Source organism: Duganella aquatilis (assembly GCF_009674565.1).
Classification (GTDB): domain Bacteria; phylum Pseudomonadota; class Gammaproteobacteria; order Burkholderiales; family Burkholderiaceae_D; genus Rugamonas; species Rugamonas aquatilis.
Window position 1 is genome coordinate 17,038 of sequence record NZ_WKJL01000025.1, and the last position, 13,458, is coordinate 30,495.

The window sequence follows — 13,458 nt, forward strand, 5'->3', positions numbered from 1 at the left end:
CTCAGCGCAGCGTGACGAACACCGGATTCGAATAGAACCACAGGCTGCGGTAATTACGGTCGTTGATGTCGTTGAAGCGCTGGGTGTTGTCGGCGGTGCCGGTGCGCTGGTCCGCCAGCGGCTCGCCGCTGGCCGTCAGGCCGGCCACATCGACGCCCAGGTTGGTGCCGCGCAGGCGGAAGTACTGGCTTTTGCCGATGGTGGTCTCATACGTCACGCTGTAGTAGCCATCCGCATCGACCTTCCAGTCGGCGGCCGTGAAGCGCTTGACCACGCGCGTGCTGGCATTGGTGGCGACGCTGTAGGCCGCGCTGCCCGGCGCCGCCTTGGCGCCGACATCGCCGGCGATCAGGTCGACGTGATCGACCACCGGCTTGACGCCGGCCGGCGTGCCGCTGTCGACCGGCTTCTCGTAATTATTCTTCGCCGGCGTCTTGAAGCGGATGGTGATGGTGACCTTGTCGCCGGCCACCACTTTCATCTCGCCGCCCATCTCCTTGCGGTCATCCTTGCTGGCCAGGTTGAAGTCCAGCGCGTTGATCAAGTCACCGTAGACCGAGAACATCTTGCCCGAGCGCAGACCAGCCAGCAGATCCTTCGCCGCCGGTTTGCCGGTGGCGCTGTTGAACACATAGTTCTTCGCATACTCGCCGGGGAAGTAGCCGCTGCTGTTGCCGCCGACGATCTTGAAGTGCGTGTCCGAGTCGGTCAGGTTCCAGACATGGCGGCCTTCGCCCAGCAGCGCATCCCACGGACCGCCCAGTTTCGCCACCACGTAATCGACGCCGCCGTAGACACGCAGCAGCACGTTGTCGTCGGTGTAGGCCGCCGTGTAGCCGCCGCGGTCCGGCTCCATCTGGTTGCCCACCATGCCTTCAATGGCGAACATGATGTTCGGCGCGGCGTCGTTGAAGGCGCGGAAATCGGTGATGCTGTAGCTGCCCTTGTTGCGCGACGGGTGATTGATCACCGCATAGCTGGTGTCCGGATAATTGGTCTTCAGCCAGTTGATCGCCTGCAGCGCATCGGCGGCGGTGGCGTTGTAGCGGGTGTCGCCGTACTTGGCCTTCCACGCGGCGACATCGGCCGCATCGAACATCGCCGCATCGCGCGTGGTGAACAGATACTCGAACTCCTTCATGCCCTTGGTGCTGGCATTGGCGCCGTCGAACATGCCGATGCCGATGTGATCGTGGGTCGGCATGTCCCACTCGAAGCCGGAGAAAATCAGCTTGTCGGCGTAGGTGCCGGCCGCCTGCAAGGCCTGCACGTGCGGCACCTCGTAGCGTTCGACGCCAAGCGACATCGGAATCGACGCCGCCAGCGTGGCGCCCTTCTCGTCGCGGGTGGAGACGCGCAGGTGGTTCGACACCGCCATCCAGTCCAGGCCATAGCTGGTGAAGGCCTTGCCGAGGATTTTGTCGAGCGTCTGGCTGACGTCGGCGTCGGCCGACTGCGTGGTGTGCGTGTGCAGATCGCCGGCGATCCAGCGACCGGCAGGCAGCGGCGGCACGACGACGAGGGCCTCGTTATCGCCGCCGCAAGCGGCGACGGTCAGCATGATGGCGAGGGCGGAAGGAATCAGCAATTTTTTAGGCGTCATGTGGTCTATCCTGAAGTGTAAAACAAACGAGCGCGCAACATAACATTGGTGTGTGACGGCCGAATGACCTGCTATCATCGACCGCTCGCTGCACTTCAACATCAGGATATAAAAATGACTATTGGCGGAAAGACCATCGACCAGGCACTGGCCTCCTTATCGGACATGACCGCCGGCGCGGCCCCCATCGGCAAAGACGAACACCTGCAGCGCATAGCGCGCACGCAAGCCTATATGCAGGCCGAAGGCATCGCCGCCATCTACATCAACGCCGGCGCCAATCTCACCTACTTCACCGGCACCAGGTGGTACGCCAGCGAACGCATGGTCGGCGCCATCCTGCCGGCGCAAGGCGCGGTGGAATACATCGCCCCGGCGTTCGAGGAAAGCACGCTGAAGGACTTCATGCTGGTCGACGGCGCGGTGAATTGCTGGGAAGAGCACGAGAGCCCGTACGCGCTGTTCGTCGCTGTGCTGAAACGCATGGGCATCGCGCCGAATTCCGCACAGCCGCCGCGCGTGGGCATCTGCGAAAGCGCCGCCTTCTTCATCTACGACGGCATCCGCCCTTTGGCAGAGGGCTACGCGCTGGAGAACGCGCGCCAGGTCACGGCACACTGCCGCACCCGCAAGTCGGCCGCCGAAATCGCGCTGATGCAGCGCGCCAAGGACATGACCATGGCGGTGCACATCGCCACCGCCAGCATCCTGCATGAAGGCATCACCACCAAAGAGGTGGAAGAATTCATCGACCGCGCGCACCGCAAGGTCGGCGCCGCGGCCGGCTCCTACTTCGTCATCGTGCTGTTCGGCGAAGCCACCGCCTACCCGCACGGCGTCAGCTACGTGCAGACGCTGAAGTCCGGCGACACGGTGCTGATCGACACCGGCTGCAAGCTGCACAACTACATCTCCGACATCACCCGCACCTATGTCTACGGCCCGATCAGCGAGCGTCAGCGTTCGGTGTGGAACAGCGAGAAGAAAGCGCAGGCGGCGGCCTTCGCGGCGGCGCAGCTGGGCGTGCCGTGCGAGGAAGTCGACCAGGCCGCGCGCCGTTCGCTGGAAGCGGACGGCTTCGGCCCCGGCTACAAGCTGCCCGGCCTGCCGCACCGCACCGGCCATGGCATCGGCCTTGACATCCACGAGTGGCCGTATCTGGTCGGCGGCGACAAGACGCCGCTGGACGTCGGCATGTGCTTCTCCAACGAACCGATGATCTGCATCCCCGGCGAATTCGGCGTGCGCCACGAGGACCACTTCTACATGACCGAGACCGGCCCGCGCTGGTTCACCGAACCGGCGCACAGCATCGACGATCCCTTCGGTCTACAGCGTTAAGCGCCAAGCTGGCGCAAGTCCGCCGCCACCTGCGCCACCAGCGGTATCCAGTCGCCGCGCTGCGCCTGGCGGTACAGCGTGGCGCTCGGATACCACGGACTGCCGGCGCCCTGCTCCAGCCAGCGCCACTCGAACGGCGTTTGCAGCATGATCCATACCGGCATGCCGAGCGCACCGGCCAGGTGCGCCACGCTGGTGTCGACCGTGACCACCAGGTCCAGCACCGCGCACAGGGCGGCGGTATCGGCAAAGTCGCGCAGCTGATCGGCCAGTTGCAGCACCGGCAGCGTGTCGAGCAAGGGCTGATCCTCCGGCCGCACGTCCTTTTGCAGGCTGATGAAATCGCACGGCGCGTCGAACAGGGCGGCCAGCAGCGGCAGCGGCAAGCTGCGGTTGTGGTCATTCTGGTTAGCCGTGCTGCCGCTCCACACCACGCCCACGCGCGGCCGCGTGCGCGGACCCAGCGCGGCGCGCCAGTGCGCCACCCTGGCAGCATCCGGCGCCAGATACGGCGTGGCGGCCGGCACGCTGTCGAGCCGCGTGTCGCAGGCCAGCGGTAGGCTCATGAGCGGAATGTGATAGTCGAACGGCGGCAACGGATCGCCCTTGACGACGATGCGGCTGACGCCTTCCAGGGTGCCCATCAACGCCGCCAGCGCCGGCTTGACCTCCAGGATCACGGTGGCGCCGCGCTGCGCCACCAGCGGCGCGTAGCGGCAGAACTGGATGGCGTCGCCATAGCCCTGCTCCGCGTGCAGCAGGATGGTCTTGCCGGCCAGCGGCTCGCGCCCGGTCCACGCCGGCTGCGCGAAATCGCGCTGCTTCCTGTACAGGTCCAGCGTCTCCGCCTTCCAGCGGTATTCATAATCGCGCCAGCCCTGCTGGTAGTCGCCGCGCCGCAGATGCACCAGCCCCCGGTTCCAGCGCGCCAGCGCGTTGCCGGCATCGAGCGCGATGGCGCGCTCGTAGTTGGCCATCGCCTCGTCGGCCCGGCCCAGCTGGTCCTGCACGCTGCCAAGATTGGTATAGCCGGCGCTGTTGCGCGGCGCCAGCCGCACCACCTGCTCATAGCTTTGCAAGGCCTCCTCGTAGCGCGCGGCGCTGCGCAGGATGACGCCACGGGTCAGGTGGAATTCCGCGCTGTCCGGCTTCAGCGCCAGCGCGCGGCCGATGCTGGCCAGCGCCTCGTCGCGCTGCGCGGCGGCGTTCAGCGCGCGTGCATGCAGCTGCCACAGCACGGCGTCGCTGTCGTCCAGCCGCAGCGCGGCGGCGAAGTGGCGCGCCGCCGCCGGCGCGCGGCCTTGCGCCAGCAGCTCGTCGCCCACACTGCGGTAAGCCGCCAGCTGCTCGCGCCGCAGCTGGTTGGCGGTGGCCGTCGCCCGCTGCGCGTCGTCGCGGCGGCCCAATTCGCGCAGCACGGCGGCGCGACTGGCGTGCGCCTCGTGCCACTGCGGTTGCAGCGCGATGGCGTGGTCGTGGCTGTGCAGCGCCTCTTCAGACTGTCCGGCAGCAGCCAGCAGCAAGCCGAGATGGTGATGGGCGTCCGCGTACTCCGGCAGCAGCGCCAGCGCCTGCCGCAGGCTGTGCGCGGCCTCGTCCAGCCGCCCCAGCGCATGCAGGAGCGCGCCGCGCTGGTTGTGCGCCTCGATGTTGTTGGGATTGAGCGCCAGCGCCTGTTCCGCGCTCTCCAGCGCCGGCGCATGCTGGCCAAGCTGGCGCAGCACGGCCGCGCGATTCTGCCACGCCTGGTCGTCGGCGTCGTTCAATGTCAGCGCCTGCTCGAAGCTGTGCAGCGCATCCTGCGGCCGCTCCACCGCCATCAGCACGGCGCCGCGATTGAACCAGGTATCGGCATCGGCCGCGTTGAGCGCCAGCGCGCGCTCGTAGCTGTCGAGCGCCTCGTCCGGCAGCTGCTGCTCCTTGAGCGCGTTGCCGAGATTGCTGTGCGCCGCCGCGTCGTCCGGCGCCAGCGCCAGCACCGAGCGGAAAAAGCCGGCGGCCATCTCGAAATTCCCGGTCTGGAAGCCGATGATGCCGACGTGGTACAGCGCATCGATGTGCTGCGGCGCCAGCTTCAGCACCTGCTCGTAGGTTTGCATGGCCTGCGCCAGATCGCCCTCGCCGTGGAGTTGCAGGCCCTGGGAAAACAGCTGGTCGACCGATTGTGTGAATGCTTTCATGCCGTCATGATGCGCTGGTTTGGCAGAAAAATCAAAGCCCGACGGCAAAAAGTCACGGGCAAAAAAAACGGCGCCGCAGCGCCGTCGCAGAAAATCCGCTGGACTTCCTTACTTGGCCTGGCCGGTGTAGCTCAGGTCCGGCAGCGCCTTTTTGGCCTCTTCCGCGCTGACCAGTTCCGGCACGATGTGGCCGGCCAGGAGACCGAGTTGCGGCGACGTGCGCACGTACTTGGTTTCGCCCTTGTCCAGCACAAAGGTCAGCTTGTTGGTCGCCTCGGTCGAAGCGCTGGCTTCGTGGCTGCCGGCGACGGTGTCCACATAGAAGTAGCCGCCTGGCTGCGACTTGCCGACTTCCTTGCCGTCGAACGAAATCGCCGGCTGGATCGCCGCACCGAACATGCTGCTGCTGCGATAGAAGTACACGCGGCCCTGGTCCGCCTTGAGTGCCGGCGTGGACGCCTGCAGCTCGCTGAATTTAGGACCGCTGGCGGCGCAGCCGGTCAATGCGACGATGGCGCCGATCAGCGCCAGATGCATGATTTTCATTGATTACCCTTGGAGTTGAAGTGGAGAAGGACTCTTTGGTCCAGATTGGCGTAGCTCCGCTCAGCAGGCAGATAAAAGCCCACCAGCTGGCTACTGTCGACCACCAGGTACGCCTCGTGGATATGCGCACCTTCGACGGTGAACACGTCCATATACGGCTTATACACATCTCCCTGCGGCACGCGGCCGACGTTGAGCCAGCGGCTGCCCTGTCTCAGACTACGCTGGTAACCGGTATTGAGCCGTAACTCAACCGTCGTGGACAGGATGTATTCGGCAGCGTCGCCCGCAGGCGCCGGTGTCATGTGCGTGGCGGTCTGCTGGACGGCACAGCCGCCCAGCAACAGCGCCAGGCAGGCAGCGCGCAGCAATGGAGATATGGAAAACGGCATGCGTGAGCGCTTGGTGATGGAAGACGGTCGCCATCATAACGGCATGGCTGCCCGCGAAAGCTCACCAATTGTCACGCACACCGTCAGGCGCGCTTCATCACCAGCGTCAGGATGTCGTAGCTGGCCACCAGTTCGTCGCGCTGGTTGGTGACCTGCACGTCCCACGCCACCACGCCCTGACCGACGCCCTTGTCGTCGGTACGATTGCGGTCCACCTTGCGCTTGCAGGTCAGGCGCGCGCGGATGGTGTCGCCGATGGCGACCGGCGCCACGAAGCGCAGGTTGTCCAGGCCGTAGTTGGCCAGCACCGGTCCCGGCGCCGGCGACACGAACAGGCCGGCCGCCGCCGACAGCACGAAGTAGCCGTGGGCGATGCGCTGGCCGAACTGCGTGTCCTTCGCCGCCACCTCGTCGAAGTGCATATAGAAGTAGTCGCCCGAGACGCCGCCAAAGTTGACGATGTCCGCCTCGCTGACGGTGCGGCGGTGCGTCAGCAGCGAATCGCCGACGGCCAGGTCTTCGAAGTATTTGCGGAACGGGTGCACGTCGTGCTCCTGCACCTTGGCGCCACGCACGTATTCGCCGGTGACGGCGGCCAGCATGGTCGGCGAGCCTTGCACCGCCGCGCGCTGCAGGAAGTGACGCACCGCGCGGATGCCGCCCAGCTCCTCGCCGCCGCCAGCGCGGCCAGGGCCGCCGTGCTTCAGCTGCGGCAGCGGCGAGCCGTGGCCGGTGGAATCGACCGACGCTTCCTTATCCAGCACCAGCACGCGGCCGTGCGAGGCGGCCGCCATCGGCACGGCGTAGGCGGCGATCGCCGGCTCCTTCGTCACCAGCGTCGACACCAGCGAGCCCTTGCCGCGCGCGGCCAGCGCCAGCGCCTCGTCGATGCCGTTGTAGCTGATGATGGTGCTGACCGGGCCGAAGGCCTCGACGTCGTGCACGGCGTCGTTGCGCATGCCGTCGCGGCACAGCAGCAGCGTCGGCGCGAAGAACGCGCCTTCGGCCACGCCCTCACCCACCGGCTTGAAGCCGTCGCGCGCGCTGAACAGCACCTCGTTACCGCGCGCGAGCAGTTCGACCCGTTCGGCGACGTCGCGCTGCTGGTCGCGCGAGGCCAGGGCGCCCATGCGCACGCCTTCCACCGACGGATCGCCGACGCTGACTTTCGCCAGCCGCTCGCGCAGGCGGGTGCCGACCGCGTCGACCATATTTTCCGGCACGATGATGCGGCGGATGGCGGTGCACTTCTGCCCGGCCTTGCCGGTCATCTCGCGCGCCACTTCCTTGACGAACAGGTCGAACTCCGCATCGTCCGGCGTCACGTCCGGCGCCAGGATGGCGCAGTTGAGCGAATCCGCTTCGGCGGTGAACGGCACCGAGTTGGCGATCAGGTTGCGGTTGACGCGCAGCTTGGCGGCGGTGTCGGCCGAACCGGTGAAGGTCACCACATCGGCGCCGTTCAGGCGGTCCAGCAGGTCGCCGGTGCTGCCGATCACCAGTTGCAGCGCGCCTTCCGGCAGCAGGCCGGATTCGTGCATCATGCGCACCACGGCTTCAGTCAGGTAGCTGGTGGCGGTGGCGGGCTTGCCGATGCACGGCATGGCGGCCAGGAAGCTGGGCGCGAATTTTTCGAGCAGGCCCCAGATCGGGAAGTTGAAGGCGTTGATGTGCACCGCCAGGCCGCCGCGCGGCACCAGGATGTGGGTGCCAGCGAAGCCGCCGTTCTTGCCGAGCGCGATGGCCGGGCCTTCGTGCAGCACGTTGGACGACGGCAGCTCGCGGCTGCCCATGCTGGCGTAGGCGAACAGCGTGCCGGTGCCGCCCTCGATGTCGACCCAGCTGTCGGCGCGGGTGGCGCCGGTCTGGTGCGAGATGGCGTACAGCTCTTCCTTGCGTTCCAGCAGATACAGCGCCAGCGCCTTCAGGCGCGCGGCGCGCTGCTGGAAGTTCAACTGCATCAGCGCCGGAATGCCGGTCTTGCGGGCGTAGGTGACGGCTTCGTCGAAGTCGATCTTGTCGGCGTGCGTGTGGTAGATGACGGCGCTGGTCAGGGCGCTGTGCAGCGGCGCGGCGGCTTCGCTGCCGATCCAGCGGCCGGCGATCAGGCTTTGCAGGGTTGGTTGTAACATGGTGCGGTCTCCGTGATGTTCGATTTGTCGGTGAGCGGCGCGGCGGCCGGCAGCCTGCGTGGGCCACGCGGCCGGGCGCCGTGCGGCTCAGGGTGCGGCGTTCTTGTGCAGGTGCAGCGGCAGCGCGCTGTCCCAGTCGATGCGCTTGCGGTCCGGCTCCGGCGCGGTCAGCGCCTCGGTCTCGCGCATGGTCTGCATGGAGCGCACGGCCAGCTCCTGGTATTGCGCCGTGCCGCCGCTCTTCCACTGGATCTCGTCGTCGCGCAGTTCGCGCGCGACCTTGGCCGGCGATCCCATCGCCAGGCTGCGCGGCGGAATCTCCATGCCGGCGCGGACGAAGCTCATGGCGGCGACGATGCTGTCCGCGCCCACCACGGCGTTGTCCATGATGACGCTGTTCATGCCGACCAGCGCGTTGCGGCCGATGCGGCAGCCGTGCAGCACGGCGCCGTGGCCGATGTGGCCATCGCGCTCCACCACCGTGTCGCAGCCGGGAAAGCCGTGCATCACGCAGGTGTCCTGCAGGTTGGCGCCTTCCTCCAGGATCAACCGCCCGAAGTCGCCGCGCAGCGCCGCCAGCGGGCCGATATAGCAGCGCGGGCCGACAATGACGTCGCCGATCAGCACCGCGCTGGGATGCACGTAAGCGGTCGGATCGACCACCGGCGTGACGCCATTGATTTCATAAACCTTGACCATGCTCACACCCGCTCGATGACGACCGCAATGCCCTGGCCGACGCCGATGCACATGGTGCACAGCGCATAGCGGCCGCCGGTGCGTTCCAGCTGGTGCAGCGCCGCCAGCACCAGCCGCGCGCCGGACGCGCCCAGCGGGTGGCCGATGGCGATGGCGCCGCCATTCGGGTTGACGTGCGGCGCATCGTCGGCCAGGCCCAGGTCGCGCGTCACGGCCAGCCCTTGCGCGGCGAACGCCTCGTTCAACTCGATGACGTCCATGTCGGCGATGGTCAGGCCCAGCTGCGCCAGCACCTTTTTCGACGCCGGCGACGGTCCGAAGCCCATGATGCGCGGCGCCAGACCGGCTGTCGCCATGCCCAGCACGCGCGCACGCTTGCGCAGGCCGTACTGCCCGGCGGCCGCGGCGGAGGCCAGCAGGATCGCGCAGGCGCCGTCGTTGACGCCCGACGCATTGCCGGCGGTGACCGAGCCGTCCGGCCGCACCACGCCTTTCAGCTTGGCCAGCATCTCGATGGTGGTGTCGGGACGCGGATGCTCGTCGGTGTCGACGACCTTCGGTTCGCCGCGCTTCTGCGGCAGCGTGACCGGCACGATCTCGTCGCGGAACACGCCGGCGGCGTGGGCGGCGGCCCAGCGCTGCTGGCTGCGCAGCGCGAACGCATCCTGGTCGGCGCGGCTGACGCCGAATTCCTGCGCGACGTTTTCCGCCGTCTCCGGCATCGAGTCGATGCCATGCGCCGCCTTCATCAGCGGATTGACGAAGCGCCAGCCGATGGTGGTGTCCTCGATTTTAGCCGCGCGCGAGAACGCGCTGTCGGCCTTGCCCATGACGAAGGGCGCGCGCGTCATGCTCTCAACGCCGCCGGCGATCACCAGTTGCGCCTCGCCCGACTTGATGGCGCGCGCGGCGATGCCCACCGCGTCCAGCGACGAGCCGCACAGGCGGTTGATGGTGCTGCCGGGGACATCGACCGGCAAGCCGGCCAGCAGCGCCGCCATGCGCGCGACGTTGCGGTTGTCCTCGCCGGCCTGGTTGGCGCAGCCGTAGTAGACGTCGTCCACGCGCGACCAGTCGACGCCGGGATTGCGCGCGACCAGCGCGGCGATCGGCAGCGCCGCCAGGTCGTCGGTGCGCACGCCGGCCAGCGCGCCGCCGTAGCGGCCAAAGGGGGTGCGGATGGCGTCACAGATATAGGCTTCGTTCACGGTGTCTCCTTTAGTTTTTCGGGCGCTGGTCGACCACGCGGCGCGCCTTGCCGGTCAGCGTGCGTTCGATGCCGTTGGCCGGCAGCAGCTTGACTTTGGTGCTGACGCCTACGTTGGTCTTGATGCGGTGCTCAAGCTCGCGCGCCAGCGAATCGACTTCGCTGGTCGGCGTGTCGACGCGCAGTTCGGCCAGCACGTCCAGCTTGTCGAGGTGGCCGTCGCGCGTGACCACCAGCTGGTATTGCGGCGACAATTTCGGCATCTTGCAGATCAGTTCTTCGATCTGGGTCGGGAACACGTTGACGCCACGGATGATCAGCATGTCGTCCGAGCGGCCGGTGATCTTGCCGATGCGGCGCATGGCGCGCGAGGTGGGCGGCAGCAGCCGCGTCAGGTCGCGCGTGCGGTAGCGGATGATCGGCAGCGCCTCCTTGCTCAGGGAGGTGAATACCAGCTCGCCCTCTTCGCCGTCCGGCAGCACTTCGCCGGTTTCGGGATCGATGATCTCCGGGTAGAAGTGGTCTTCCCAGATCACCGGGCCGTCCTTGCTCTCGATGCATTCGCTGGCGACGCCGGGGCCCATCACTTCCGACAGGCCGTAGATGTCGACCGCGTCGATGCCGGCGCGCTGTTCGATTTCGGCGCGCATGGCGTCGGTCCACGGCTCGGCGCCGAAGATGCCGACCTTGAGCGAGCTGGCGGCCGGATCGAGGCCCTGGCGCTGGTACTCTTCGACGATGTTCAGCATGTACGACGGCGTGACCATGATGATGGACGGCTTGAAGTCCTGGATCAGCTGCACCTGTTTTTCGGTCTGGCCGCCGGACATCGGGATCACGGTGCAGCCCAGGCGCTCGGCGCCATAGTGCGCGCCCAGGCCGCCGGTGAACAGGCCGTAGCCGTAGGAGATGTGCACCATGTCGCCACGTCGGCCGCCGGCGGCGCGGATCGAGCGCGCGACCACGTTGGCCCAGGTGTCGATGTCGTTCTGCGTGTAGCCGACCACCGTCGGCTTGCCGGTGGTGCCGCTCGATGCGTGCACGCGCACCACGCGGTCCTGCGGCACGGCAAACAGGCCGAACGGGTAGTTGTCGCGCAGTTCCTTCTTGGTGGTGAACGGGAATTTGGCCAGGTCGGCCAGGCTGCGCAGATCGTCCGGGTGGACGCCGGCGGCGTCGAAAGCGGCGCGGTAATGCGGCACGTTGTCGTAGGCGTGCTTGAGCGACCATTGCATGCGCTGGAGCTGAAGCGCTTGCAGTTCGTCGCGGCTGGCGCGTTCGATCGGTTCCAGATCGGACGGCGCGGGATTGCGTTGGACCATCGGTGTCTCCTCTTTATGCTGCTATAACTTCGCCGCCGATGCGGTGCGACTTGCCACGGAACATGGCGATCGTGCGGCCGTCCTGGTTGATCACTTTGACGTCGTAGATGCCGCTCTTGCCGGCCAGCGTCTGCTCGACGGCGGTGGCGCTCAGGAGGTCGCCTTCGCGGCCGGGCGACAGGTAGTCGATGGTGCAGCCGGCGCCCACGGTGATCTGATTGTGGCTGTTGCAGGCAAAGGCGAACGCACTGTCGGCCAGCGAAAAGATAAAGCCGCCGTGGCAGGTCTGGTGACCGTTCAGCATATCGCCACGCACCGGCATCGACATGCGCGCGTAGCCGGGCGCGATGGCGTCGATGCTCATGCCGAGCGACTGCGAAGCCGTGTCGCGCGCAAACATCGCGGCGGCGACAGCCTCCGCCAGCGCCTGCGTCTGCGTGCGTTCGTCGGGGACCTTATTCATGGAAGCGCCCTCCCGTAGCCTGCTTGCGACGCAGCAGCGGCGAGACGCGATAGCGATCCTCGCCATAGCCGGCGGCCAGATTGGCCAGCACGCGCACGATATGTTCAATGCCGACAACGTCCGCCCACGCCAGCGGACCGCGCGGATAGTTGACGCCCTTCTGCATCGCGATGTCGGCGGCGGCGGCGCTGCATACGCCCTGGTTGACCGCATCCGCCGCCTCATTGGCCAGCATGGCGACCGTGCGCATCACAGCCAGGCCGGGCACGTCGTCCATCCGCGTGACGGCAAATCCGGCCGCTTGCAGCAGCCCGACCACCGCATTGTAGGCCGCATCCGAACACTGGTCCGCGCGGGCGATGGCGATGCGCTTGGCGCTGCCATAGTCCAGCGCCAGGTCGAACAGCACCGTGTCCGCATGTTGGTTGTCGCGCGCGCGCTGGGTGGCGCTGCGGCCGTCGCTCAGGTAGATGGCGGCGCCGTTGCAATGGAAAGCCGGTGCATCGTCATGCGCACCGATGGGACGGATGGTCTCCGGCGTCTTGCGGTGCGTGATGTCGATGCCGGCCGCGCGCAAGCGGGCCGCCAGCGCATCGACCACCACGCCGCCCACCGCGTGCGAAGCCGCGCCCTGCTCGATGGTGTAGCTGACGTACTCCGGTTTCGGCTGCTGCGCCTCGGCCTGCGCCTGCGGCGCCGCAGCGCCGTCGCCATAGCGATAAAAGCCCTGCCCCGCCTTGCGGCCAAGGAAGCCGGCATTCACCATCTCCTGCTGCAGCACCGACGGCGTAAAGCGCGGATCCTGGAAATACGCATTGAAGACCGACTGCGTGACGGAGAAATTGACGTCATGCCCGATCAAATCCATCAACTCGAATGGCCCCATGCGGAAGCCGCCCGCCTCGCGCATCACCGCGTCGATGGTGGCGGCATCGGCGGCCTGCTCGTTCAGCAGGCGCCAGCCCTCCGCATAGAACGGCCGCGCCAGTCGATTGACGATGAAGCCCGGCGTGGACTTGGCGTGCACCGGATTCTTGCCCCACGCAGCGGCGGTGTCGAACACGGTCTGCGCGACGGCGGCATCGGTGGCCAGTCCGCTGACCACTTCGCACAACGCCATCAGCGGCACCGGATTAAAGAAGTGCATACCGGCCACGCGTCCCGGCAGGCGCAGGCCCGCCGCAATCGCGGTGACGGAGATCGACGACGTATTGGTCGCCAAAATACAGTCATCGCCAACCATGTCCTCCAGCTGCGCGAACAGGGCGCGCTTGGCGTCGAGGTTCTCGACGATCGCTTCCACCACCAACCCGGCGTCGGCCACCTCCGGCAGCGTGACGGCGGCGTGCAGGCGCGCGATGGCGGCGGCGCAGTCGACGGCGCTCATGCGCTCCTTGGCGACCAGCTTGTTCAACGCGGCGGCGATGTCGGCGATGGCCTTGGCCACCGCCTCGGGACGCGTGTCGTACAGCCGCACCGTATAGCCGGCCACCGCCGCCACCTGCGCGATGCCCGCGCCCATGGCGCCGCTGCCGATGACGGCGACCGCGCGTTCCATATGCAGGGCCGCCAT

The 13,458-nt window shown here is 67.2% G+C and carries 11 protein-coding genes; 1 reads left to right on the forward strand and 10 read right to left on the reverse strand.

The annotated features are described in order from the left end of the window. Position 1: 1 nt before the first annotated feature. A complete protein-coding gene (locus GJ698_RS24765) occupies positions 2 to 1,603 on the reverse strand; it encodes a CehA/McbA family metallohydrolase domain-containing protein (protein ID WP_154360539.1) in 1,602 nt (533 codons plus the stop codon). Positions 1,604 to 1,717: 114 nt separating this feature from the next. Between GJ698_RS24765 and GJ698_RS24770 the strand changes: the two genes are divergently transcribed. Continuing rightward, positions 1,718 to 2,944, forward strand: coding sequence for a M24 family metallopeptidase (locus GJ698_RS24770; protein WP_154360540.1), 1,227 nt, complete (start codon positions 1,718 to 1,720; stop codon positions 2,942 to 2,944). Here the strand turns inward: GJ698_RS24770 and GJ698_RS24775 are convergent. From GJ698_RS24775 to paaH, 9 genes are all read right to left on the reverse strand, one after another. Then, entirely contained in the window at positions 2,941 to 5,124 is a 2,184-nt protein-coding gene (locus tag GJ698_RS24775) for a tetratricopeptide repeat protein (protein WP_154360541.1), read from the reverse strand. The genes GJ698_RS24770 and GJ698_RS24775 overlap by 4 nt on opposite strands. A 108-nt stretch (positions 5,125 to 5,232) precedes the next feature. Further along, on the reverse strand, positions 5,233 to 5,670 hold the full coding sequence (locus GJ698_RS24780; RefSeq protein WP_154360542.1) for a DUF2846 domain-containing protein: 438 nt from the start codon (positions 5,668 to 5,670) through the stop codon (positions 5,233 to 5,235). Further along, entirely contained in the window at positions 5,667 to 6,062 is a 396-nt protein-coding gene (locus GJ698_RS24785) for a hypothetical protein (RefSeq protein ID WP_154360543.1), read from the reverse strand. Before GJ698_RS24785 ends, GJ698_RS24780 begins: the two co-directional genes overlap by 4 nt. An 83-nt stretch (positions 6,063 to 6,145) precedes the next feature. Then, positions 6,146 to 8,194: a phenylacetic acid degradation bifunctional protein PaaZ gene (gene paaZ, locus GJ698_RS24790; protein WP_154360544.1), complete on the reverse strand. Its 2,049-nt coding sequence runs from the start codon at positions 8,192 to 8,194 to the stop codon at positions 6,146 to 6,148. An 87-nt stretch (positions 8,195 to 8,281) separates the two neighbouring features. Beyond that, complete coding sequence (locus tag GJ698_RS24795) at positions 8,282 to 8,893, reverse strand: phenylacetic acid degradation protein PaaY (protein WP_154360545.1); 612 nt, start codon at positions 8,891 to 8,893, stop codon at positions 8,282 to 8,284. Between the two features lie 2 nt (positions 8,894 to 8,895). Further along, complete coding sequence (gene pcaF, locus GJ698_RS24800) at positions 8,896 to 10,101, reverse strand: 3-oxoadipyl-CoA thiolase (protein WP_371865432.1); 1,206 nt, start codon at positions 10,099 to 10,101, stop codon at positions 8,896 to 8,898. Positions 10,102 to 10,111: 10 nt separating this feature from the next. After that, positions 10,112 to 11,422, reverse strand: coding sequence for a phenylacetate--CoA ligase PaaK (paaK, locus tag GJ698_RS24805; RefSeq protein ID WP_154360546.1), 1,311 nt, complete (start codon positions 11,420 to 11,422; stop codon positions 10,112 to 10,114). 13 nt (positions 11,423 to 11,435) lie between these two features. After that, positions 11,436 to 11,885: a hydroxyphenylacetyl-CoA thioesterase PaaI gene (gene paaI, locus GJ698_RS24810; RefSeq protein ID WP_154360547.1), complete on the reverse strand. Its 450-nt coding sequence runs from the start codon at positions 11,883 to 11,885 to the stop codon at positions 11,436 to 11,438. Continuing rightward, positions 11,878 to 13,458 (reverse strand): 3-hydroxyacyl-CoA dehydrogenase PaaH, encoded by a 1,581-nt coding sequence (gene paaH / locus GJ698_RS24815; RefSeq protein ID WP_154360548.1) that lies wholly within the window; start codon positions 13,456 to 13,458, stop codon positions 11,878 to 11,880. Before paaH ends, paaI begins: the two co-directional genes overlap by 8 nt.